Annotated in this window: 22 protein-coding genes; 10 read left to right on the plus strand and 12 right to left on the minus strand. The window is 56.6% G+C overall.

Annotated elements, in window-relative coordinates; genetic code table 11:
• Positions 1–50 precede the first annotated feature (50 nt).
• From pcaC to pcaR, 8 genes are all read right to left on the minus strand, one after another.
• Positions 51–443: a 4-carboxymuconolactone decarboxylase gene (gene pcaC / locus EQV93_RS00845; RefSeq protein ID WP_122784720.1), complete on the minus strand. Its 393-nt coding sequence runs from the start codon at positions 441–443 to the stop codon at positions 51–53.
• Between the two features lie 10 nt (positions 444–453).
• Entirely contained in the window at positions 454–1,254 is an 801-nt protein-coding gene (gene pcaD / locus EQV93_RS00850; RefSeq protein ID WP_240890720.1) for a 3-oxoadipate enol-lactonase, read from the minus strand.
• Positions 1,255–1,267: 13 nt separating this feature from the next.
• Positions 1,268–2,632 (minus strand): 3-carboxy-cis,cis-muconate cycloisomerase, encoded by a 1,365-nt coding sequence (locus EQV93_RS00855; protein ID WP_240890721.1) that lies wholly within the window; start codon positions 2,630–2,632, stop codon positions 1,268–1,270.
• A 47-nt stretch (positions 2,633–2,679) separates the two neighbouring features.
• Positions 2,680–3,972 (minus strand): MFS family transporter, encoded by a 1,293-nt coding sequence (locus EQV93_RS00860; protein WP_122784723.1) that lies wholly within the window; start codon positions 3,970–3,972, stop codon positions 2,680–2,682.
• Between the two features lie 119 nt (positions 3,973–4,091).
• On the minus strand, positions 4,092–5,297 hold the full coding sequence (pcaF, locus tag EQV93_RS00865; RefSeq protein ID WP_240890722.1) for a 3-oxoadipyl-CoA thiolase: 1,206 nt from the start codon (positions 5,295–5,297) through the stop codon (positions 4,092–4,094).
• Entirely contained in the window at positions 5,294–6,076 is a 783-nt protein-coding gene (locus tag EQV93_RS00870; RefSeq protein ID WP_208727498.1) for a CoA-transferase subunit beta, read from the minus strand. Before EQV93_RS00870 ends, pcaF begins: the two co-directional genes overlap by 4 nt.
• Entirely contained in the window at positions 6,073–6,930 is an 858-nt protein-coding gene (locus EQV93_RS00875; protein ID WP_122784726.1) for a CoA transferase subunit A, read from the minus strand. Before EQV93_RS00875 ends, EQV93_RS00870 begins: the two co-directional genes overlap by 4 nt.
• Positions 6,931–7,127: 197 nt before the next feature.
• Positions 7,128–7,970, minus strand: a complete 843-nt coding sequence (gene pcaR, locus EQV93_RS00880) for a pca regulon transcriptional regulator PcaR (protein WP_240890723.1) — start codon at positions 7,968–7,970, stop codon at positions 7,128–7,130.
• Positions 7,971–8,626: 656 nt separating this feature from the next.
• On the opposite strand from pcaR, the gene EQV93_RS00885 reads away from it, so the two are divergent.
• Together EQV93_RS00885 and EQV93_RS00890 are read left to right on the plus strand one after the other, a co-directional pair.
• A complete protein-coding gene (locus tag EQV93_RS00885) occupies positions 8,627–8,830 on the plus strand; it encodes a hypothetical protein (protein ID WP_122784728.1) in 204 nt (67 codons plus the stop codon).
• A gap of 339 nt (positions 8,831–9,169) precedes the next feature.
• Positions 9,170–10,642: an inorganic phosphate transporter gene (locus tag EQV93_RS00890; protein ID WP_122784729.1), complete on the plus strand. Its 1,473-nt coding sequence runs from the start codon at positions 9,170–9,172 to the stop codon at positions 10,640–10,642.
• Between the two features lie 224 nt (positions 10,643–10,866).
• Here EQV93_RS00890 and ccoM read toward each other — a convergent pair whose 3' ends face one another.
• The 3 genes from ccoM to EQV93_RS00900 form a co-directional block, all read right to left on the minus strand.
• On the minus strand, positions 10,867–10,977 hold the full coding sequence (gene ccoM / locus EQV93_RS22440; RefSeq protein WP_280116024.1) for a cytochrome c oxidase subunit CcoM: 111 nt from the start codon (positions 10,975–10,977) through the stop codon (positions 10,867–10,869).
• Between the two features lie 143 nt (positions 10,978–11,120).
• Positions 11,121–11,282, minus strand: coding sequence for a hypothetical protein (locus tag EQV93_RS00895; protein ID WP_122784730.1), 162 nt, complete (start codon positions 11,280–11,282; stop codon positions 11,121–11,123).
• A gap of 78 nt (positions 11,283–11,360) precedes the next feature.
• Complete coding sequence (locus tag EQV93_RS00900) at positions 11,361–11,678, minus strand: aspartate-semialdehyde dehydrogenase (RefSeq protein ID WP_240890724.1); 318 nt, start codon at positions 11,676–11,678, stop codon at positions 11,361–11,363.
• 129 nt (positions 11,679–11,807) lie between these two features.
• Between EQV93_RS00900 and rapA the strand changes: the two genes are divergently transcribed.
• Entirely contained in the window at positions 11,808–14,654 is a 2,847-nt protein-coding gene (gene rapA, locus EQV93_RS00905; RefSeq protein ID WP_122784732.1) for an RNA polymerase-associated protein RapA, read from the plus strand.
• Positions 14,655–14,836: 182 nt separating this feature from the next.
• Here rapA and EQV93_RS00910 read toward each other — a convergent pair whose 3' ends face one another.
• On the minus strand, positions 14,837–15,142 hold the full coding sequence (locus EQV93_RS00910; protein WP_122784733.1) for a DUF2288 domain-containing protein: 306 nt from the start codon (positions 15,140–15,142) through the stop codon (positions 14,837–14,839).
• A gap of 356 nt (positions 15,143–15,498) precedes the next feature.
• Here EQV93_RS00910 and EQV93_RS00915 point away from each other — a divergent pair, with 356 nt between their 5' ends.
• The 7 genes from EQV93_RS00915 to EQV93_RS00945 all read left to right on the plus strand — a co-directional run bounded on the left by EQV93_RS00915 (position 15,499) and on the right by EQV93_RS00945 (position 21,996).
• Complete coding sequence (locus tag EQV93_RS00915) at positions 15,499–16,626, plus strand: branched-chain amino acid ABC transporter substrate-binding protein (protein ID WP_240890890.1); 1,128 nt, start codon at positions 15,499–15,501, stop codon at positions 16,624–16,626.
• A gap of 249 nt (positions 16,627–16,875) precedes the next feature.
• A complete protein-coding gene (gene livH, locus EQV93_RS00920; protein ID WP_003443109.1) occupies positions 16,876–17,799 on the plus strand; it encodes a high-affinity branched-chain amino acid ABC transporter permease LivH in 924 nt (307 codons plus the stop codon).
• On the plus strand, positions 17,796–19,052 hold the full coding sequence (locus EQV93_RS00925; protein WP_240890725.1) for a high-affinity branched-chain amino acid ABC transporter permease LivM: 1,257 nt from the start codon (positions 17,796–17,798) through the stop codon (positions 19,050–19,052). The genes livH and EQV93_RS00925 overlap by 4 nt, the downstream gene beginning before the upstream one ends.
• Entirely contained in the window at positions 19,049–19,816 is a 768-nt protein-coding gene (livG, locus tag EQV93_RS00930; protein ID WP_122784736.1) for a high-affinity branched-chain amino acid ABC transporter ATP-binding protein LivG, read from the plus strand. Before EQV93_RS00925 ends, livG begins: the two co-directional genes overlap by 4 nt.
• Complete coding sequence (locus EQV93_RS00935; RefSeq protein WP_122784737.1) at positions 19,817–20,518, plus strand: ABC transporter ATP-binding protein; 702 nt, start codon at positions 19,817–19,819, stop codon at positions 20,516–20,518. It abuts the gene before it with no gap.
• 135 nt (positions 20,519–20,653) lie between these two features.
• The gene (locus tag EQV93_RS00940; protein WP_122784738.1) at positions 20,654–21,253 is read left to right on the plus strand and encodes a short chain dehydrogenase; all 600 of its coding nucleotides are present in this window, start codon (positions 20,654–20,656) and stop codon (positions 21,251–21,253) included.
• A gap of 71 nt (positions 21,254–21,324) precedes the next feature.
• Complete coding sequence (locus EQV93_RS00945; RefSeq protein ID WP_411172350.1) at positions 21,325–21,996, plus strand: COG3650 family protein; 672 nt, start codon at positions 21,325–21,327, stop codon at positions 21,994–21,996.
• Positions 21,997–22,040 lie beyond the last annotated feature (44 nt).

Genomic DNA, 22,040 nt, shown 5'->3' on the forward strand with positions numbered 1-22,040 from the left:
CGCAGCCTTCGTTCCTCGTCAGCGGCTACGGGGTATCAAAACGCTTTGAATCAGCCGCGCGACTCAACACCCAGTTCATCCCACACCGACTCAGCCAGATGGAACGTTGCATTGGCCGCCGGGATGCCGCAGTAAATGGCACTCTGCATCAACACTTCCTTGATCTCGGCACGGGTCACCCCATTATTGGCGGCCGCCCGCAGGTGTAACTTCAATTCTTCACTGCGGTTCATACCAATCAGCATGGCAATGGTAATCAGGCTGCGGGTATGGCGCGGCAGGCCCGGGCGAGTCCAGATATCACCCCAGGCATGGCGGGTGATCATTTCCTGAAATTCGCTGTTGAATTCGGTCAGGGCATTGAGACTGCGATCCACATGGGCATCGCCAAGCACTTCGCGGCGCACGCTCATGCCTTCGTCGTAACGTTGTTTCTCGTCCACAAAACGCTCCTTAAACCGACTTCTCAACTAACAGAAAATCCAGTACTCGCCGGCTGAAAGCATCACCAGCCTGCGCGTTGGACAGGTGAGCGGCATGGAACTCGGCATACTGCGCGCCCTGTACATGTTCCTGAATGAAACGGCTGCCCGAAGGCGGAGTGACCGCGTCTTCAGTGCCGGCAATCACCAGCATGGGAACCGTGATTGAGCCTAACTGGTCACGAAAATCAGCATCGCGCACCGCTGCGCAATTGGCGGCGTAGCCCTGTGGCGAGGTGGCGGCCAGCATATCGGTAATGCGCTTGGCTTGCTGGGGGTTGGCCTGGGCAAAGTCTGGGGTGAACCAGCGGGCAATTGACGCATCACGCAGACCGGCCATGGCCGCTGCACCTTCACGCAGCACCATTTCAATACGCGGGTTCCACACGGCCGGCTCGCCGATCTTGGCGGCGGTATTGCACACCACTAATTTATTTAGGCGAGACCCGGCATTGATGCCCAACCATTGACCGATCAATCCCCCCATCGACAAGCCGCAAAAATGAGCACGCTCGATTTTCAGCGCATCCAGCAAGGCCAACACATCAGCGCCCAGTTGAGCAATGGTGTACGGACCTTTGGTCACCAGTGACTGGCCATGACCACGGGTGTCGTAGCGCAGTACCTGAAAATGCTCGGTAAACGCAGGCATCTGCGTGTCCCACATGCCCAGATCCGTGCCCAGCGAGTTGGACAAGACCAGCACCGGCGCACCTTGCGGGCCGTCCAGCTGGTAATTGAGTTCACCTTCAGCAAGTTGTACACGTCCCACGCAGTGCTCCTTCTTATGATTCAAGTGCAAAATGTTCAGCCCGCGCGCGCTCAACCCACGTCGTCGCCTGACCAAGGTAATAAGCCGGATCAAGCAGGCGATCCAGTTCGTGTGACGACAGTTGGGCGCACACTTGAGGCTCTTCGCCCAGTACCGCGCGCAAGTGGCGATGCTCGGCGACGGCCCGCTTGCAACATGTCTCCAGCAAGTGATGGGCTGTTTCACGCCCAACGCGCTGAGCCAGCACACTGCTGACCGCCTCAGCGAGCACTAAACCATGGGTCAGATCAAGGTTGCTGGCCATGCGCTCGGCATCCACTTCCAGCCCTTGCGCAATCGTGAGCGCTTGAGCCAGTGCCCCGGACACCAGGCAACAAATCTCGGGCAGGGTTTCCCATTCGGCGTGCCACAGCCCCAGGCTGCGCTCATGCTCTTGCGGCATGGCGCTGAACAAGATGCTCAGCAAACCCGGCACACGTGTGGCGGCACTGATCAACACCGCCGAACCCACAGGGTTGCGCTTGTGCGGCATGGTTGAAGAGCCGCCCTTACCCGGTGCCGAGGGTTCGAATACTTCAGCGGCTTCGGTCTGCATCAATAAACTGATGTCACGGCCAACTTTGCCGAGACCGCCCGCAATCAGACCCAAAACCGCGCCGAACTCCACCAAACGGTCACGCTGGGTGTGCCAGGGCTGTTCGGGTAGCTGCAAGTGAAGCTCTTCGGCCAACGCGTGTGCCACGGGCAATGCTTGATCACCCAGTGAAGCGAGGGTGCCCGAAGCTCCGCCAAATTGCAGGCACAGCAAGCGGGGTTTCAATTCACCCAGACGCTGACGGTTACGGCTCACCGCCCCCAGCCAACTGCCTATTTTCATGCCCAAGGTGACAGGCGTGGCCTGCTGAAGCCAGGTACGACCGGCGAGCGGCGTAGTGGCATAACGCAGGGCTAACTCGGCCAGCACATCGCCCAGCCGACGCAGATCCTGATCAATCAAGGCGAGGGCTGATCGCAGTTGCAACACCAACCCGGTATCCATCACATCCTGACTGGTAGCGCCCAGATGCACATAGCGTTCTGCCTCTGGCGCGGCGATGGCTATCTGTTTGCCCAAGGCTTTGACCAAAGGAATTGCCGAGTTCCCCGCTGTGGCAATTGCCTGCCCCAAGGCTTCGAAGTCATACAAGCTGGCTCGGCATGCCACGTGAATTGGCATCACCGCGCACTGAGGGATCAGCCCGACCCGCGCCTGAGCACGCGCCAGTGCCGCTTCAAAATCCAGCATGGCCTGAACCCGACCATGATCACTGAACACGTCGCCCATGGCCTTGGCCGTGAAGTACGCATCGAACAGTTGGTGACTCTTGCACTCGCTCATAAACCCTTCCTGGAAGGCGCGCGCCCTTCAAAGACGCGCGCGGTGCTTCATAGGTCGTGGTGCAGGTACTTGGGTTGCTTGGGCAAGCGGAAGCTGAACAGAAAAGCGATGGCCATCATGGCCGTCACATACCAGTAAAAGGTGTTTTCCATGCCCATCGACTTGAGCCCCAGCGCCACGTACTCCGCTGACCCGCCAAAAATGGCATTGGCTACGGCGTAAGCCAGACCGACACCCAGCGCCCGCACTTGAGGCGGGAACATTTCAGCCTTAACCAATCCGCTGATCGAGGTGTAAAAGCTGACAATCGCCAGCGCCAGCGTGATGAGCACAAACGCCAAAAACGGACTGGAGATGGTTTTCAATGTCATCAGGATCGGCACCGTGCACAGTGTGCCCAGCGCGCCAAACCACAGCATCGACTGGCGGCGGCCAATCTTGTCCGCCAACATGCCGAACACCGGCTGCATGCACATATAAAGGAACAGAGCGCCGGTCATGATGTAGCTGGCGGTTTTGGCATGCATACCGGCCGTGTTCACCAGGTACTTCTGCATATACGTTGTAAAGGTGTAGAAAATCAGCGAACCACCTGCGGTGTAACCCAGCACGGTAATAAACGCGGCTTTATGGTCGCGGAACAAGGCTCTGATACTGCCAGCGTCCTTATCCTGTCGCGTTTCAGCACTGGTGGTTTCCTTCAGGGAGCGACGCAGCATCAACGAGATCAGCGCCGCCAGGGCTCCGATCACGAACGGCACGCGCCAGCCCCAGGCACGCAACTCGTCTTCCGACAGAAATTGCTGAAGGATCACTACCACCAATACGGCCAGCAGTTGCCCGCCGATCAGGGTGACGTACTGGAAGGACGCAAAAAAGCCACGCTGACCTTTGAGGGCCACTTCGCTCATATAGGTCGCCGTGGTGCCGTACTCACCGCCCACCGACAGCCCCTGGAACAGCCTCGCTACCAGTAGCAACGCCGGCGCCCAGGCGCCGATTGAGGCATAGGTCGGCAAGAAGGCAATCACCAGTGAACCGGCGCACATCATCAGCACCGATATCATCATTGAGTTCTTGCGGCCGTGTTTGTCGGCCACGCGGCCGAAAATCCAGCCGCCGATAGGACGCATCAAAAAGCCAGCTGCGAATACCCCGGCCGTGTTCAGCAATTGAACCGTCGGGTCATCGGATGGGAAGAAAGCAGGCGCAAAGTAGATCGCGCAAAAGGCATAAACGTAGAAGTCGAACCATTCGACGAGGTTGCCGGAAGAAGCACCGACAATCGCAAAAATCCTTTTTCTGCGTTCCTCTCCTGTGTAGTGAGTGGCTGTTGTCATGTTTTTTATACTCATCAGGGTTTAGTTGCTTACCGACATACCTTGCAACATGTAACGCCTTAATCACAATAAGCCGAACGATTGAATGAACAATCGCCCGGCTTTTTCACATCACGCTGTCAGACTCGTTCAATCGCCAATGCCAGACCTTGGCCGACGCCGACACACATGGTCGCCAGACCTTTTTTGCCGCCGGTTTTCTCCAGCTGATGCAATGCGGTCATCACAATACGCGCCCCGCTCATCCCCAATGGATGACCCAAGGCAATCGCCCCGCCATTGGGATTAACCTGCGGCGCATCGTCTGCCAGCCCCAGCTCGCGCAACACTGCAAGCCCTTGGCTGGCAAAGGCTTCATTGAGTTCGATCACGTCAAAGTCACTGACGGCCACACCCAGGCGCTCAACCAGCTTGCGCACCGCAGGCACCGGGCCGATACCCATGACCCGAGGTGCGACGCCGGCACTGGCCATGCCCAGCACACGCGCCCGAGCCGTCAGGCCGTGACGTTTAACCGCCTCGGCGGAAGCCAGAATCAAGGCTGCCGCGCCATCATTGACACCCGAAGCGTTGCCCGCGGTGACGGTTTTATCCGGGCCGTTTACCGGCTTGAGCTTGCTGAGTGTTGCCAGAGTCGTGTCGGCACGGGGGTGCTCATCGTGCTCAACCACGGTCTCGCCTTTTTTATGGGCGATGCGTACCGGCACGATTTCCTCCGCGAAGTAGCCTGCTGCCTGGGCTGCCGCAGTGCGCTGCTGGCTGCGCAAGGCAAACGCATCCTGATCGGCGCGTGAGATACCGTAGTCGTCGGCCACGTTATCAGCCGTCTGTGGCATGGCATCCACGCCGTATTGAGCTTTCATCAACGGGTTGATGAAGCGCCAGCCAATCGTGGTGTCTTCCAGCTTCATTTTGCGCGAAAACGCTGCATCCGCCTTGCCCATGACGAAGGGTGCGCGAGACATGGACTCGACACCGCCAGCAATCGCCAGCTCCATCTCGCCGCTGGCAATGGCCCGGAAAGCCGTGCCAATGGCATCCATGCCTGAAGCGCACAAGCGGTTGAGGGTCACCCCAGGAATTGTCTCCGGCAGACCGGCCAGCAAGGCGGCCATGCGCGCCACATTGCGATTGTCTTCACCGGCCTGATTGGCACAACCGAAGAACACCTCGTCGACTTCAGCCCACTGCACGCTAGGGTTGCGCTCCATCAGCGCCTTGATCGGTATGGCGGCCAGATCATCAGCACGCACCGTTGCCAAACCACCGCCAAAACGCCCAATAGGGGTGCGAATTGCGTCGCAAATAAAGACCTCGCGCATCACGCTTCTCCTGGCGTTTGGCCGTGGGCCAGGGCAGTACGTGCTTCCAGATCACGCAGGGCTTTAAGCTCCACTTCGGTAGGCACAGGGGTCTGCTCAACGTTATCGGCAAAACGAATAGCCCAACCCGTCGCGCCAATTACCTGCTCGCGGGTCACGCCTGGGTGCAGGGCAGTCACTACAAATTCGTGGGTTTGGGCTTCCGGCTCCATGATGCACAGGTCAGTAATGATGCCCACTGGCCCAGCGCCCGGTAGGCCCAGACGCTTGCGTGAATCACCGCCCTCGCCATGCCCCACAGAAGTAATGAAGTCCAGACGCTCAACAAACGAGCGCGCCGACTGCTTGAGGATAATCAGCACGCTTTTCGCTGAGCCGGCGATCTCCGGCGCTCCACCGGCCCCCGGCAGGCGAACTTTTGGCTGGTGATAATCACCTACTACGGTGGTGTTGATATTGCCAAAGCGGTCGACTTGAGCCGCGCCCAAAAAGCCTACGTCAACGCGGCCGCCTTGCAGCCAATAGCGAAAAATCTCACTAGTGGAGACAACAGTGTCTGCCGTTTCAGCCAGCTCCCCATCGCCAATCGACAGCGGCAGCACGTTCGGTTTGGCGCCAATCGGGCCAGATTCATAAATCAGCACCACGTCAGGCGACGAGGTCAGACGCGCCAGATTAGCGGCTTTGGAAGGTAGACCGATGCCGACAAAGCAGACCGAGCCGTTTTTCAGGCGACGAGCAGCAGCAACGGTCATCATTTCATTGGTGGAGTACGTCATTATTTTGCCTCCGAAGCGCGCGCCAATTTGGCTTGGAATTCGCTGAAATTGGCAGTGCCACGAATGAACTCGTTAATCCACGCGGTAAACGTTTCGCGGTCACGGGCAATTGGGTCCCACGCCTGGTAAAAGCGGTTATCACGCTCGGTGTAGCCGTGGGCATAGGACGGATGGGCGCCGCCAGGCACATGGCACACTGCGCTCAAGGCCCAGGTCGGCAACACGCAGGCGTTCATGGGCGCTTGCAGATCGTCGACGATTTCTTCAACGGTCACGATGCAGCGTTTGGCAGCCAGTGCGGCTTCTTTCTGAACGCCCAAAATCCCCCACAACAGCACATTGCCTTTGCGGTCAGCCTTTTGTGCATGAATGACCGTAACGTCCGGGCGCACCGACGGCACCGCTGCCAGCACTTCGCCTGTGAACGGGCAAGTGACGGTTTTGATCAGCGGGTTAACTTTGGGCAGGTCTGAACCGGCATAGGCTCGCAGCACGGCGAATGGTAAGCCCGAAGCCCCTGCCACGTAGGCATTGGCCAGATCGGCGTGGCTGTGTTCTTCAATTTCCAATGGCTGCGGCCACTGTTTTTCGACGGCATCGCGCAAACGGTGCAATGAACCCACGCCAGGATTGCCCCCCCATGAAAAAATCAATTTGCGCGCACACCCGGCACCGATCAACTGGTCGTAAATCAGGTCAGGCGTCATGCGTACCAGAGTAAGGTCTTTCTTGCCCTGACGAATGATTTCATGACCTGCAGCAGTCGGAATCAAATGGGTAAAACCTTCGAGGGCAACGGTATCGCCATCGCCCACAAATTGTTTCACGGCGTCGTGCAGTGAAATGATGTCTGCCATGAGGGGTAGCTCCCGTTTCTTGTTGGCCACTTGCAGTAGAGAAAGGCGCGCCGAGGCGACACCGTATGCTCAGCAGGTTAAGCCGCCGTCACGGGCCAAAACAATCCGATAATCGACTATGTGTTCGTTTATCGAACACATAGTTAGTGTGCTGGCTAATGGAATGGGGGGGGGGGGAGGAATGTGTTCGCTGCACCTTAGGTGAACAGCTGGGCACTCAATTCACGGCTAGAGCTGAGCATGATGGGCAGAAAGCGCTGTTCAAGCTCCGTACGTGTTACCCGTCCGGCATGGGTGCTGACGTTCAACGCGGCCAGAACCTGCCCCGAAGCGTCGTAGACCGGCACGGCAATAGAACGCAGCCCCTGCTCCAGCTCTTGATCGACAATGCACCAGCCCTGCTCTCGCACTTTCTGCAAGCATTCAAGCAGCGCCTGGGGCGTGTGAACGGTGCGACTGGTTTTAGCCTGAAATTCACCATTGGCCAAATATTCATGCAGCGTTACATCGTCCAGCGCGGCCAGCAATATTCGGCCCATGGAGGTGCAATAGGCCGGTAGGCGCCCGCCCACTGAAAGGTCTACTGAGATCAAACGTTGCGTAGTCGCCGAACGGGCGATGTACAAGATGTCGTCACCCTCAAGGGTCGCCATGTTGCACGCCTCGTGCAACTGCTCGCTCATGCGGTCCAGATAGGGCTGGGCTGAAACCGCCAGCGGTGTTGATGACAAGTAGGCATGACCTAGCGTCAACACTTTGGGCAACAAGGAATAGGTACGACCGTCCGTTGTGGCATAACCCAACTTGATCAGCGTGTATAAGCATCGACGTACCGCAGCTCGCGGAATCTCGGTACGGTGGCTGATCTGCGCAATCGTCAAATGCCGTTTGCGCTCTTGAAAGGCTTGCACCACAGCCAGGCCACGTGCCAACGACGCCATAAAATCAGGGTCACCGGTGAACGCCTGGATTCGCTTTGCAGGAGACGCCACGATAGGCGGAGCGATAGAGGAAGTGGACGTGCGCATTTGATCATTCATTCCTAACCCCTGCGTTGACTATTGGTTGCAATGACAGGCTTGCTTGAGCCAAAAACCTGTAGGGCGCACGCTAAGTTGGGCGATTATCGAACCTTCGTCCGATAATCGCAATCTGCTTTCCTGCCGCCATCTGTATGTCGCTCCCTCCGGGTATTGAACACTTACATACAGACGAGAAGCTCAGTCGAAACTCTCTTTTATTAAGCGCGCGTTTTAAATCCGTTCAGGGAAGACACTAATATCCGCGTATACTTCACTGGCTCGCCCATTATTAACCGGATGGCGAAGCGCTTAGTTAATCGTGCCGCTTCTGTTACACGTCGATCATCTGGAAGTTGACGTAAACGAAGTTATTCAGCGATAGTAGCGCCATCCCTTGAGCCTTTATGGCCAGCAGCATCATGAGTGCAAGAGCTCAGGCACACTGATACGGATTGGATCCAATCTACTCCCGAGCTTCTTGCCCCCGCGGGTGGAACATTAAAGTGTCCCCTGCGCACGGTGCCACTGTTAATTGATACCGTAGGAATGGACACGATGTTTGCCGCTAAAGTTGCTGGCAGGTAGTTTCTAAAGACGAGTTTAATTAACTCATCTTCCCGGCTCTAATACACGATGGTCTAATCCATTTAACCACTACTCAATTAGGTAACACTGTGACGACGAAAGACGAACTGCGCGCAGAACTTGAGCGTCAGGAACAACGTTACAAGGAAGTCTACGGCGGCGAAATAACGACCTACGCCGCGCAACCTGAGCCCGAGCGCAAACCCTGGAAAAAACGCGCCAGCCTGCTCGATCAGGCTTTCAGCCAGGAAATCCAAAAAATTGAAAAAGAGCTCAAATCCGAGGAATCGTGAGCCTCGGATTGAGCTCCCCGAGCCTTGCTCGATGCCCTGCGTTTATGATCACGAATGTGTCCGTTTGCTGCGTTGAAGCTGGAACCTACCCCAGCCGAACGTCTGATATGAGATATTTCATACAGCAGAATCAGACTCAACCAGAAGCGTTAGCCACTCATTCGTGATCGCTTATAGCCTTTGTTTTCAGGGGCTTGTAGCGCTTTTTCTGTTTTCAAAACCCGCTGTGTCTTACAAGATTTTTCATTTATAGATGTTACCAACCAGCAGCTAGTGCATTGATTCACGGGGTTTTCTGGCATAATTCCGCCCCCTTTATGTCCGTGTCAGAAAACCTTCATGATCGATTTACTAAGCGCATTGGATGCCTGGGTTCTTGTCAGCCTCTTCTTCGCCCTAGCCTTTGTTCTCGCGTTTGAGTTCATTAATGGCTTTCATGACACCGCGAATGCGGTAGCGACCGTCATCTACACCAAAGCCATGCCGCCTCATCTGGCGGTGTTCTTCTCCGGTGTGTTCAACTTTCTCGGCGTTCTGCTGGGCGGTGTAGGCGTGGCTTATGCCATCGTCCACCTGCTGCCCGTTGAGCTTCTGGTGAATGTGAATACCGGACACGGCCTGGCTATGGTGTTCTCGCTGCTCGCTGCTGCCATTACCTGGAACCTGGGCACCTGGTATTTCGGGATTCCAGCGTCGAGCTCCCACACCTTGATCGGTTCGATCCTCGGTGTAGGCCTGGCCAATGCCTTGATCACGGGTATTCCTGTGAGTGAAGGCGTGAACTGGCAGAAGGCGATCGACATTGGCGCCTCGCTGGTCTTCTCGCCACTCGCCGGTTTTCTGATTGCAGCTCTGCTGTTGATCGGCCTGAAGTGGTGGCGTCCTAATTCCAAGATGCACAAGACCCCGGAACAGCGCCGCAAGATGGATGACAAAAAGCATCCACCTTTCTGGAACCGTCTGGTGCTGGTGATCAGCGCCATGACCGTAAGCTTTGTTCACGGCTCCAACGATGGTCAGAAAGGCATTGGCCTGATCATGCTGGTATTGATTGGTATCGTCCCGAGTGTCTTTGTGTTGGACCTCAACAGTACGACCTATCAAATTGAGCGAACTCGCGATGCCACCTTGCATCTGAGCCAGTTCTACCAGCGCAACAACGCCACCCTGAGTGAATTCCTGGCACTGGGCAAAAGTGCTAAAGGCGACTTGCCAGAGCAGTTCAGCTGCAACCCGCAGCAAACCGAGCCGACCATTGCGGCGTTGCTGGGTTCATTGAAAGGCGTGGCTGACTATCACTCGATCCCGGCTGAAAAGCGCATCGAAATTCGTCGCTACCTGCTGTGCCTGGACGACACCGCCAAGAAAGTCAGCAAATTGCCAGTGCTTGATAACCGCGAGAAAGCGGACCTCGAAAAACTACGCAAAGACCTGACGGCCACCACGGAATACGCCCCGTTCTGGGTGATTCTGGCGGTTGCGCTGGCATTGGGCCTGGGCACCATGGTCGGCTGGAGACGTGTGGTTAAAACCATCGGTGAGAAAATCGGCAAGCAGGGCATGACCTATGCCCAAGGCATGTCGGCGCAAATCACTACCACCCTTGCCATTGGCCTGGCTAACGTCTACTCGCTGCCAGTATCGACGACGCACATTTTGTCGTCGGGTGTAGCGGGTACGATGGTCGCGAATAAAAGCGGCCTGCAAGGCGGTACGATCAAGACCATCCTGATGGCGTGGGTACTGACGTTACCCGCTACCATTGCACTGTCTGCAGCGCTGTTCTGGCTGGCTTCCAAAGCACTCGCCTGATAACCGCCTGGCAACATGAGAAGGCACGCCCCTCAGGGTCGTGCCTTTTTTTATGCCAAAGAATCCTCACCCCAGCCCTCTCCCGCTGGGAGAGGGCTGGGGTGAGGGTGAGCTGCGCCGCCCTCCCCTGCATGGTGATCATGGGTAGTGTTCTTCGGGCAAAAAAATAGGCGACCGAAGTCGCCCAAAATGCCTTGCGTGCTCATACCCCAAAAAAACTCGCGCTACTTGCGCTTGCGAGAGTCCTTCCAGATAAAAATGCCCAGACCCGCAAAAAACACCATCATGAGTCCCACCGTAAGTACCCCGGCGATAACAACGTTATCGAGAAACATGACGGCCTCCTGCGTGTCTGTCTGTGTGTTGAAGCTAGATTAACCACACACGCAGGTGCAGACCTTGACCGGGATCAATAATGATCCACGATCGGAGTCACTTAAACGGGAGGGTTGACACAGATCATCTAAATCGCCGGACTTCAGCGCTTTTTGGATTTTTTCTTGGGCTTTTTCTTGACGGCTGACAAAGGCATCGCCTGCTCGAAAGCCAAGCGTACTTCGTTCAACTTCTTTTCTTTGAGGTCATGCACTCGCTTGGCGCGCTCGGCACCCAAGTCGACCAGCGTGTTGTCTTGGCTCATGGCGCTATAAGGTCACTGTCTGTGTGTGTTATGGGCCAATAATGCGACGGCCTCATCCCCATGACCAGTAAAAACAGCTCAGACTTTGATATCCACCCACACGCCCTGACGCTGCAACCCATCTACAGCAGGCAGATCAACCACATCGCTTTCTTCGCCCGACTCGTCGTGCGGCAACGAGGCCTCAGCTTCACCGCGGCGCTTGTCGTGTTGACGCTGCTGTTCTTCACGCAGCAACAACGCGGCCCGCTCACGGTCGCCCTCACTCAGGTTGATCGTGCTGTCTGCCGACGAAGGCTGGGCAGGCACTACGGGTGGAATGTCCGGCCGCGGGCGCACCGGATCCTGTTGCGACGTCACGGGTACAACGCTCAAAGGCAAGATCGGTGGCAGCATGCAGGTGTTCTCCTTAACCGCTTATCGAATACTCATTCGGTTGCTGATCAGCTTTTTGTGAGAGACCTTTGGACTGAGGCCCCTGCTGCGTTAATATACTCGGCTTTTTCAAAGCGGGAGTCAGGCAGCATGGCGCAGCAGTATCAACCGGGGCAACGCTGGATTAGTGACAGCGAAGCAGAGCTAGGTTTAGGCACCGTTCTGGCACAGGACGGTCGCTTGTTGACCGTGCTCTATCCGGCCACTGGCGAAACCCGCCAATATTCGCTGCGCAACGCACCGCTGACGCGGGTTCGTTTTTCGCCGGGTGACACCATCATCCACTTCGAAGGCTGGAAAATGACCGTGCGCGAAGTCGAAGATGTCGACGGCTTGATGGTCTATCACGGGCTCAACGAGCAAAACGAGCCGGTCACCCTGCCAGAAACGCAGCTGTCTAACTTTATCCAGTTCCGCCTGGCCAGCGACCGCCTGTTCGCAGGTCAGATCGACCCGCTATCCTGGTTCTCACTGCGTTATCACACCCTGGAGCACACCAGCCGCCAACTGCAATCGCCGTTGTGGGGCCTGGGTGGCGTACGTGCGCAGCCTATCGCGCATCAATTGCACATTGCCCGCGAAGTGGCCGACCGAATCGCTCCACGCGTATTGCTGGCGGATGAAGTAGGCCTGGGTAAAACCATTGAAGCCGGTCTGGTGATTCATCGCCAACTGCTCAGTGGCCGCGCCAACCGTGTACTGATCGTCGTCCCGGAAAACCTCCAGCATCAATGGCTGGTCGAGATGCGCCGTCGCTTCAACCTTGAAGTTGCGCTGTTTGATGAAGAACGTTTCATTGAAAGCGACGCCAGCAATCCGTTTGAAGACTGCCAACTGGCCTTGGTCGCTCTTGAATGGCTGGTTGACGATCCTAAAGCGCAGGCCGCCCTCTTTGATGCCGACTGGGACCTGTTGGTGGTCGATGAGGCTCACCACCTAGTGTGGCACGAAGATCAAGTCAGCCCTGAATACGGTCTGGTGGAGCAACTCGCCGGCGTCATCCCGGGCGTGCTGCTGCTGACCGCAACACCGGAACAACTGGGTCAGGACAGCCACTTCGCCCGTCTGCGCCTGCTTGACCCCAATCGTTTTCACGATTTGGCCGCCTTCCGCGCCGAGAGCGAAAACTATCGCCCGGTCGCTCAAGCCGTACAAGAACTGTTGGATAAAGGCCGTCTTTCGCCACAGGCTCACGACACCATTCACAATTTCCTCGGCGCTCAGGGCGATGCCTTGCTGGCAGCCGTCAACGAAGGTGACAGCGAGGCCAGCGCCCGCCTGGTTCGCGAGCTGCTCGACCGTCACGGCACCGGCCGCGTCCTGTTCCGTAACACCCGCGCCGCGATTCAGGGCTTCCCTGAGCGCAAACTGCATGCGTATCCGCTGCCATGCCCGGACGAATACCTTGAGCTGCCGCTGGGCGAACACGCCGAGCTGTACCCCGAGGTCAGCTTTCAGGCCCAGCCGGACGCCACTGATGAACAACGCTGGTGGAACTTCGACCCGCGTGTTGAGTGGCTGATCGACACCCTGAAAATGCTCAAACGCACCAAAGTGCTGGTGATTTGTGCCCACGCCGAGACGGCCATGGATCTGGAGGACGCCCTGCGCGTGCGCTCCGGCATTCCAGCCACCGTCTTCCACGAAGGCATGAACATTCTTGAGCGCGACCGTGCGGCCGCCTACTTCGCTGATGAAGAGTTCGGGGCTCAAGTGCTGATCTGCTCTGAAATCGGCAGTGAAGGTCGCAACTTCCAGTTTGCCCACCACCTGGTATTGTTCGATCTGCCGTCACACCCTGACTTGCTTGAGCAACGCATTGGGCGTCTGGACCGTATCGGCCAGAAGCACGTCATTGAGTTGCATGTGCCGTACCTTGAGACCAGCCCGCAACAGCGCCTGTTCCAGTGGTACCACGAAGCGCTGAATGCCTTCCTCAACACCTGCCCGACCGGTAACGCACTGCAACATACGTTCGGTCCTCGGCTGTTGCCATTACTGGAAGCTGCTGACGATGAAGAGTGGCAAGCGCTGATCGATGAAGCACGCACTGAACGCGAGCGCCTCGAACAGGAGCTGCACACCGGTCGTGACCGCCTGCTGGAGTTGAACTCCGGGGGTTCGGGTGAAGGCGAAGCACTGGTTGAAGCGATTCTTGAGCAAGACGATCAATTCACCTTGCCGATTTACATGGAAACGCTGTTTAACGCCTTTGGTATCGACAGCGAAGACCACTCGGAAAATGCCCTGATCCTCAAACCGAGCGAGAAAATGCTCGACGCCAGCTTCCCGCTGGGCGATGACGAAGGGGTGACCATCACCTACGACCGTAACCTGGCGCTGTCCCGCGAAGACATGCAATTCATCACCTGGGAACACCCGATGGTGCAAGGCGCGATGGATCTCGTAAGGTCTGGGTCCATGGGCAACACGGCTGTCGCGCTGATCAAAAACAAGGCGCTGAAACCCGGCACTGTGCTGCTTGAGCTGATCTACGTGAGCGAAGTCGTTGCGCCTCGGTCACTGCAACTGGGCCGTTACTTGCCGCCAGCAGCACTGCGTTGCCTGCTGGATGCCAATGGCAATGATCTGTCGTCGCGTGTGGCCTTTGACACCCTGAACGAGCAACTGGAAAGCGTTCCACGCGCCAGCGCCAACAAGTTCATTCAGGCTCAGCGCGACACCCTGACACCGAAGATCAACGCCGGTGAAGCCAAGATCGCGCCCCGTCACGCCGAGCGCGTCGCCGAAGCCAAACGCCGCCTGGCTGCCGACACCGAAGAAGAACTGGCCCGCCTGACAGCCTTGCAAGCGGTCAACCCGAGCGTACGTGACAGCGAACTGGTTGCCTTGCGCAAACAACGCGAACAAAGCCTGGCAATGCTTGAAAAAGCAGCCTTGCGTCTTGAAGCCATTCGAGTACTGGTCGCAGGCTAATCGACCATCAGCGCCACAAGCCCTCTGCCCAGCGGTAGAGGGCTTGTAACGCTTCAAACGCCGCAGCGCTGACTGTAGCGATTATCTACGGCAATTAGCCACTACCCTGAAACAGGTTACTTCCCTACCCGTTCCTGCCCCGTCAATGAACGAACAGGTACGCACCGCAATGGTGCGCCAACCTATTGCTGCGCCCTTTCCTGGACCATTACCCAAGGCGAAACCACCACGGCCCAGAGCTGCGGGTCGCGCTCAAGCACGTCTAGCGCCTGCTCTCCCGTCATTCTCCCAAGCAGGCCAGATGCCATCCAGGCCGAGACTTTCGCTGCATCATCCTGAGTCACGGCCTGCGCTGCTTCGATCAAGTCCAGACCCGGCTCAACCCACAACAGGTCCCCTTTGGCGAAGAACGGCTGTAAGGCGTTCCATTCAATAGTTGAAGTCTCGCCAAGCAGCTTGGCATAGAGGGTGCTAGGTTCTTGCGTCATGGGTTCCACCAGGTAAAAAAATCGGCGTAATGATAGCGCCGCTGACCCGGTAGAAAAACCCGAATAAAGGCGCAGAGCGACGAAAGCACAAAGGCGCAGAAATGCCTGAATTAGCTGGCAACATCCTGATAACAATGATCAGCAAAATTCGCCGCATTTCTGTCTCTTTCTTTCGTTTAAGCGACATTCCCTGTTTTTTCCACCTGCAGCCTGCTATTCAAGCGCAGAACCGGCGCTCTACACTGTACCGGTACAGTTGCAGGGGGGATTGACCGGGAAATTCGCGCAGAAGAATACCCGGTCCGGCTGCCTTGGCTTCCAGGACTATAAAAATTACAACATAGAGTGGAGCACCAATAGAGATGGCTACTAAGCACATTACTAAACTGTTTGCCGCAATGGTTCTGGCCGGGGTTGCCAGCCATTCATTTGCCGCAGACACCATCAAGATCGGTATTGCCGGCCCTAAAACCGGCCCTGTTACCCAGTACGGTGACATGCAGTTCATGGGTGCCAACCAAGCCATTGAAGACATCAATGCCAAAGGTGGCGTGAATGGCAAGATGCTTGAGGCCAAAGAGTACGACGACGCGTGCGACCCGAAACAAGCGGTTGCAGTGGCCAACAAAGTGGTCAACGACGGCGTTAAATTTGTAGTCGGCCACCTGTGCTCCAGCTCCACTCAGCCTGCGTCGGATATCTACGAAGATGAAGGCGTGATCATGATCACGCCAGCTGCCACATCTCCTGAAATCACTTCGCGTGGTTACAAATTGGTGTTCCGCACCATTGGCCTGGACAGCGCCCAAGGTCCAGCTGCCGGTAACTACATCGCTGACCACGTAAAACCTAAAGTCGTCGCGGTGGTACACGATAAACAGCAATACGGTGAAGGCATCGCCACGGCTGTTAAACAAACCCTGGAAAGCAAAGGCGTCAAGGTTGCTGTCTTTGAAGGCATCAATGCCGGTGACAAGGACTTCGCCTCCCTGATCGCCAAACTCAAGCAAGCTGACGTAGATTTCGTGTATTACGGCGGTTACCACCCAGAGCTAGGCTTGATTCTGCGTCAGGCTCAAGAAAAAGGCCTGAAAGCCAAGTTCATGGGGCCTGAAGGTGTGGGTAACGACTCCATCTCGCAAATCGCCCAAGGTGCGTCCGAGGGCTTGCTGGTAACCCTGCCTAAAGCGTTCGATACAGACCCTGCCAACGCCGCGCTGGTTAAGGCGTTTAAAGACAAAAAGCAAGATCCGACCGGTCCATTCGTGTTCCCGTCTTACTCCGCGGTTGACGTCATCGTTGGCGGTATCAAAGCAGCCAACAGCGAAGACCCGGCCAAAGTGGCCGAGGCTATCCACGCTGGCACTTTCAAAACCCCTACTGGCGATCTGTCCTTTGACGACAAAGGCGATTTGAAAGACTTCAAATTCGTCGTCTACGAATGGCACTTCGGCAAACCTAAAACCGAAGCAACCCCTCAGTAAGGGCTGATCGCTGATCTGACCACAAAGCCCACTGCGCGAGCGGTGGGTTTTGTTTTACCGATCATTGTTTGACGCACATGGGGCCGCGCTTTCGTGATCCGAAGACTCGCCCACCTGAAAATCTTTAAAACCGTCACCAGCGGTTCGCTGGCAAATGACCTGTGTCCGAAGTGGGTGAAATCCCATGCAACACAGGCCGGAAAATGACTCCACCAGTGAAATGCGTCTCAGGTTTTTAGGAGCTTTGTAATGCCTGACATCTATCACTTCTTCCAAATGCTGGTTAACGGCCTCAACGTTGGCAGCACGTATGCCCTGATCGCCATCGGCTACACGATGGTTTACGGCATCATTGGAATGATCAACTTCGCCCATGGCGAGGTGTACATGATTGGTTCCTATATCGCGTTTATTGCCATCGCCGGCCTGACCATGATGGGTCTGGACAGCGTGCCATTACTGCTGACCGGGGCGTTTATCGCCAGCATCGTGGTCACCAGTGCCTATGGCTACAGCATTGAACGGGTGGCTTACCGTCCTCTACGGGGCAGCAATCGCCTCATCCCGTTGATTTCTGCCATCGGTATGTCGATCTTCCTGCAAAACATGGTGCTTCTGTCTCAAGACTCAAAAGACAAATCGATCCCTAACCTGATTCCCGGCGGTTTCACCTTTGGCCCGGGCGGTGCAAGTGAAGTCGTTGTCTCATACATGCAAATCGTCGTTTTCGTGGTCACGCTTCTGGCCATGCTCGGCCTGACCCTGTTTATCTCCCGTTCACGCTTGGGCCGCGCCTGCCGTGCCTGCGCCGAAGACATGAAGATGGCCAACCTGCTGGGCATCAATACCAACAACGTCATTGCCCTGACCTTTGTCATTGGCGCGGCGTTGGCTGCCGTTGCAGCCGTTCTGATCAGCGTGCAATACGGCGTGATCAACCCCGGCTCCGGCTTCCTGGTAGGGCTGAAAGCCTTTACCGCTGCGGTTTTAGGCGGAATAGGCAGCATTCCCGGCGCGATGTTGGGTGGTTTGGTTCTCGGTGTAGCCGAAGCCTTTGGTGCCGATATTTTTGGCGACCAGTACAAAGACGTAGTGGCCTTCGGCTTGCTCGTATTGGTACTGCTGTTTCGTCCGACCGGCATTCTGGGACGTCCGGAGATTGAAAAAGTATGACTAGGCATCTTAAATCGGCGCTGTTCAGCGCCCTGTTGGTCTGGGCAGTGGCCTACCCGATACTCGGTCTGAAACTGACTATCGTCGGGGTCAATATCGAAGTTCACAACACCAGCGCCTTCACACTCAGCGTCATCGCCATCTGCTCGTTGCTATTGTTCCTGCGCGTGCTGTTCAGCGATCAACTGAGTGCCGCCTGGAAATCCTCACCCAACATGCCCAAGGTCCCAGGCAAAGCGACCAACTTCCTGACCCTGCCCAGCACCCAGCGCTGGATCATTCTCGCACTGGTCGTCCTGGCATTGATCTGGCCGTTCTACGGATCACGCGGCGCTGTAGACATCGCCACCCTGATCCTGATCTACGTGATGCTGGGCCTGGGCCTTAACATCGTGGTCGGTTTGGCTGGCCTGCTCGACCTCGGCTACGTGGGCTTCTACGCGGTGGGCGCTTACACCTACGCGCTGCTCTCGCACTACTTGGGCTTCAGCTTTTGGGTCTGCCTGCCATTGGCCGGCTTGACGGCCGCTACCTTCGGCTTCCTGCTCGGGTTCCCGGTACTGCGTTTACGCGGCGACTACCTGGCAATCGTCACCCTGGGTTTTGGCGAGATCATTCGCTTGTTCCTGCGTAACCTGACGGACATCACCGGCGGGCCAAACGGCATCAGCAACATTCCGAAACCGACTCTTTTCGGCCTGAGCTTCGACCGCACAGCCGCCGAGGGCATGCAGACGTTTCACGAATATTTCGGCATTCCCTATAACTCGATCAACAAAGTGATCTTCCTGTACCTGATCGCACTGGTGTTGGTACTGATCGTTCTGTTCGTGATCAACCGCTTGCTGCGCATGCCTATCGGCCGCGCCTGGGAAGCGCTGCGTGAAGACGAAATTGCCTGCCGTGCACTGGGCTTGAATCCGACCATCATCAAACTGTCGGCTTTCACCCTGGGCGCCACTTTTGCCGGTTTTGCAGGCAGCTTCTTCGCCGCACGCCAAGGCCTGGTGACGCCAGAATCTTTCACCTTCCTCGAGTCGGCGATTATTTTGGCCATCGTGGTATTGGGTGGCATGGGTTCACAATTGGGAGTGATTCTGGCCGCCGTGGTGATGATCCTGCTGCCCGAATTGATGCGAGACTTCAGTGAGTACCGGATGCTGCTGTTCGGAGCATTGATGGTGCTGATGATGATCTGGCGTCCGCAAGGCCTGCTACCCATGCAACGTCCTCACCTGGAGCTGCGAAAATGAGCCGCGAGATTCTGAAAGTCAGCGGCCTGAGCATGCGCTTTGGCGGCTTGTTGGCGGTGAATGGGGTATCCCTGACCGTCCAGGAAAAACAGGTGGTTTCCATGATCGGCCCTAACGGCGCCGGCAAAACCACGGTATTCAATTGCCTGACCGGTTTTTACAAACCCTCGGCAGGTACCATCTTGCTGGACGATCAGCCTATCCAGGGCCTGCCCGGGCATGAAATCGCGGCAAAAGGCGTGGTGCGCACCTTCCAGAACGTGCGCCTGTTCAAGGACATGACCGCCGTTGAGAACCTGCTGATAGCTCAGCATCGCCACCTCAACACTAACTTCTTCGCCGGGCTGTTCAAAACCCCCGGGTTCCGCAAGAGCGAACGCGAGGCCATGGAGTACGCCGCCTATTGGCTGGACAAGGTCAACTTGACCGAGTTTGCCAATCGCCCGGCGGGCACCCTCGCCTACGGGCAACAACGTCGGCTGGAAATCGCCCGCTGCATGATGACCCGCCCGCGCATCCTGATGCTCGACGAACCGGCCGCGGGTTTGAACCCCAAGGAAACCGAAGACTTGAAGGCGCTCATCAGCGTATTACGCAATGAGCACAACGCCACGGTGCTACTGATCGAGCACGACATGAAACTGGTCATGAGCATTTCTGACCATATCGTCGTGATCAATCAGGGCAAACCGCTGGCTGACGGTACACCGGAGCAGATCCGCGATAACCCGGACGTGATCAAAGCCTATTTGGGGGAAGCGTAAATGCTTAAGTTCGAAAACGTTTCGACCTTCTACGGCAAGATTCAGGCGCTACACAACGTCAATGTCGAAGTGCGCCAGGGCGAAATCGTGACACTGATCGGTGCCAACGGCGCGGGCAAATCGACATTGATGATGACCTTATGCGGCTCACCTCAAGCCCATAGCGGCAGCATTCGCTACCTCGGCGAAGAACTGGTGGGGCTGAGCTCGGCACAAATCATGCGCAAGAGCATCGCTGTGGTGCCTGAAGGTCGCCGGGTATTTGCTCGCCTGACCGTCGAAGAAAACCTCGCCATGGGTGGTTTTTTCACCGAGAAACACGACTATCAGGAGCAAATGGATAAGGTTTTGCACTTGTTCCCGCGCCTTAAAGAACGTTTTACCCAGCGCGGCGGTACCATGTCCGGTGGTGAGCAACAAATGCTTGCGATTGGCCGGGCGCTGATGAGCAAACCAAAACTGTTGCTCCTGGACGAACCTTCCTTGGGGCTGGCACCCATCATCATCCAGCAGATTTTCGACATCATCGAACAGCTGCGTGATGAAGGTGTGACGGTGTTCCTCGTGGAGCAAAACGCTAACCAGGCGCTGAAAATCGCTGACCGCGCCTACGTGCTCGAAAACGGCCGGGTGGTCATGCAAGGCACAGGCGAGCAATTGCTAAACGATCCAAAAGTGCGTGACGCTTACTTGGGTGGCTAACCCCTTACGCCCGTAAAAAACGGCCCTCACGGGCCGTTTTTTTTGCACTGCTGCGCACCGGAGTGCTGCACGAGGGCTTCCGCTGAAAACGACTACTAGACTCAACGCACACCTCATCATCGAAGGAACATCGCAATGAAGATATTGTTGATCGGCGCTAACGGTACCCTGGGCTCAGCGATTGATCGCGAACTGTCAGCGCGTCACGAAATCGTGCGCATCGGCCGTAAAAGCGGCGATTTTCAGGTTGATATCAGCAACAGTGCTTCCATTCGCGCACTGTTCGAGCAAACCGGACACTTCGATGCATTGATCTGCGCCGCGGGTAACGTCAAATTTGCAGCACTGAGCGATATGGGTGAAGAAGACTTCGCGCTGGGCTTGCAGGACAAATTAATGGGCCAGGTCAACTTGCTGCAGATTGGTCGTGAATTCGCCAATGACGGTGCCTCGTTCACCTTCACCAGCGGCGTGATCAATCGCGAACCGATCCGCACCGGAAGCAGCGCTGCCATGGTTAATGCCGCAGTGGACGGTTTTGTAAAAGCCGCTGCAATTGAGCTACCACGCGGGTTGCGGGTCAACTCAGTGAGTCCGACTGTACTGATTGAGGCGATGGATAAATACGCACCGTATTTCCGCGGATTCAAGCCTGTAGCAGCCGCTGAGGCAGCACTGGCTTACGCCAAAAGTGTAGAGGGCTTACAGACGGGGCAAACGTATCAAGTGGGGTAGTCGTAAAATATCCCCCTTGTGATGCCCGATCAGCCTGAGTAACGTGGCGGCACTAGTCAGGAGTCCTAATGATGCGTGCTGTCCGCCCTTTTGTTTTACTCGCCCTGTTACCCGTGTTTGCCGGCTGCCAACTGTTCAACAGCAAACCCGTTGACAGCAACGCCGGCCTGACCCGCCTACAAGGCGAACTGGTGTCGGCCAATGACCAACTTATTTTTCAACCCTGCGTCGGCCAACAACGCTATGTGGTGCGCGACGGCACTAACACCACTCTGATTCAAGACGCCACCAATATGCCCAACCTGCCAGGCAAGCTGTTCGCTGACATCCGTGGCAGCTTTACCTCGGCTAAAACTCCCGGAACTGAAGGCGAGGTGCAGTTACAACAGTTGTATCGCCTGGAACGCAGCAACACCGCCTGCAAAGATCCCAACTTCAAACAACTGACCGTGCACGCCAATGGCAATGGCCCTGCATGGGAAGTGCAAGCGAGCGGCAAAGGCATGATCATCAAGCGTGACGGCCAGCCCGATCTCGCGCTGCCCTACGTCGAAGAGCAAGTGGGCGAGGGTCGCTTCTCGCTCTCTACCGAAGCCAACCATCAACGTATCGAGCTGTGGGTCGCCCCGCAACGCTGCACCGACAGCGCCAATGGGAGCGTGCAGCACCTGGGCGCAGAGCTGCGAATCAACGGTCAGGTACAGCGTGGCTGTGGCTACTTCGGTGGGGCCCGTAACGACTAACCGACGATTGTGACCTCATAGTGCTGACTGTTAAGGGGCCAAGC

The sequence above is a fragment of the Pseudomonas sp. TMW22091 genome (assembly GCF_022496705.1).
Classification (GTDB): Bacteria; Pseudomonadota; Gammaproteobacteria; order Pseudomonadales; family Pseudomonadaceae; genus Aquipseudomonas; species Aquipseudomonas saxonica.

Coding starts and splice junctions, on each gene's coding strand:
- EQV93_RS00855 (WP_240890721.1), bottom strand. CDS start 2,632: ATGAGCGAGTGCAAGAGTCACCAACTGTTCGATGCGTACTTCACGGCC.
- EQV93_RS00860 (WP_122784723.1), bottom strand. CDS start 3,972: ATGACAACAGCCACTCACTACACAGGAGAGGAACGCAGAAAAAGGATT.
- EQV93_RS00875 (WP_122784726.1), bottom strand. CDS start 6,930: ATGGCAGACATCATTTCACTGCACGACGCCGTGAAACAATTTGTGGGC.
- pcaR (WP_240890723.1), bottom strand. CDS start 7,970: ATGAATGATCAAATGCGCACGTCCACTTCCTCTATCGCTCCGCCTATC.
- EQV93_RS00890 (WP_122784729.1), top strand. CDS start 9,170: ATGATCGATTTACTAAGCGCATTGGATGCCTGGGTTCTTGTCAGCCTC.
- ccoM (WP_280116024.1), bottom strand. CDS start 10,977: ATGTTTCTCGATAACGTTGTTATCGCCGGGGTACTTACGGTGGGACTC.
- EQV93_RS00895 (WP_122784730.1), bottom strand. CDS start 11,282: ATGAGCCAAGACAACACGCTGGTCGACTTGGGTGCCGAGCGCGCCAAG.
- EQV93_RS00900 (WP_240890724.1), bottom strand. CDS start 11,678: ATGCTGCCACCGATCTTGCCTTTGAGCGTTGTACCCGTGACGTCGCAA.
- rapA (WP_122784732.1), top strand. CDS start 11,808: ATGGCGCAGCAGTATCAACCGGGGCAACGCTGGATTAGTGACAGCGAA.
- EQV93_RS00910 (WP_122784733.1), bottom strand. CDS start 15,142: ATGACGCAAGAACCTAGCACCCTCTATGCCAAGCTGCTTGGCGAGACT.
- livH (WP_003443109.1), top strand. CDS start 16,876: ATGCCTGACATCTATCACTTCTTCCAAATGCTGGTTAACGGCCTCAAC.
- EQV93_RS00925 (WP_240890725.1), top strand. CDS start 17,796: ATGACTAGGCATCTTAAATCGGCGCTGTTCAGCGCCCTGTTGGTCTGG.
- livG (WP_122784736.1), top strand. CDS start 19,049: ATGAGCCGCGAGATTCTGAAAGTCAGCGGCCTGAGCATGCGCTTTGGC.
- EQV93_RS00935 (WP_122784737.1), top strand. CDS start 19,817: ATGCTTAAGTTCGAAAACGTTTCGACCTTCTACGGCAAGATTCAGGCG.
- EQV93_RS00940 (WP_122784738.1), top strand. CDS start 20,654: ATGAAGATATTGTTGATCGGCGCTAACGGTACCCTGGGCTCAGCGATT.
- EQV93_RS00945 (WP_411172350.1), top strand. CDS start 21,325: ATGCGTGCTGTCCGCCCTTTTGTTTTACTCGCCCTGTTACCCGTGTTT.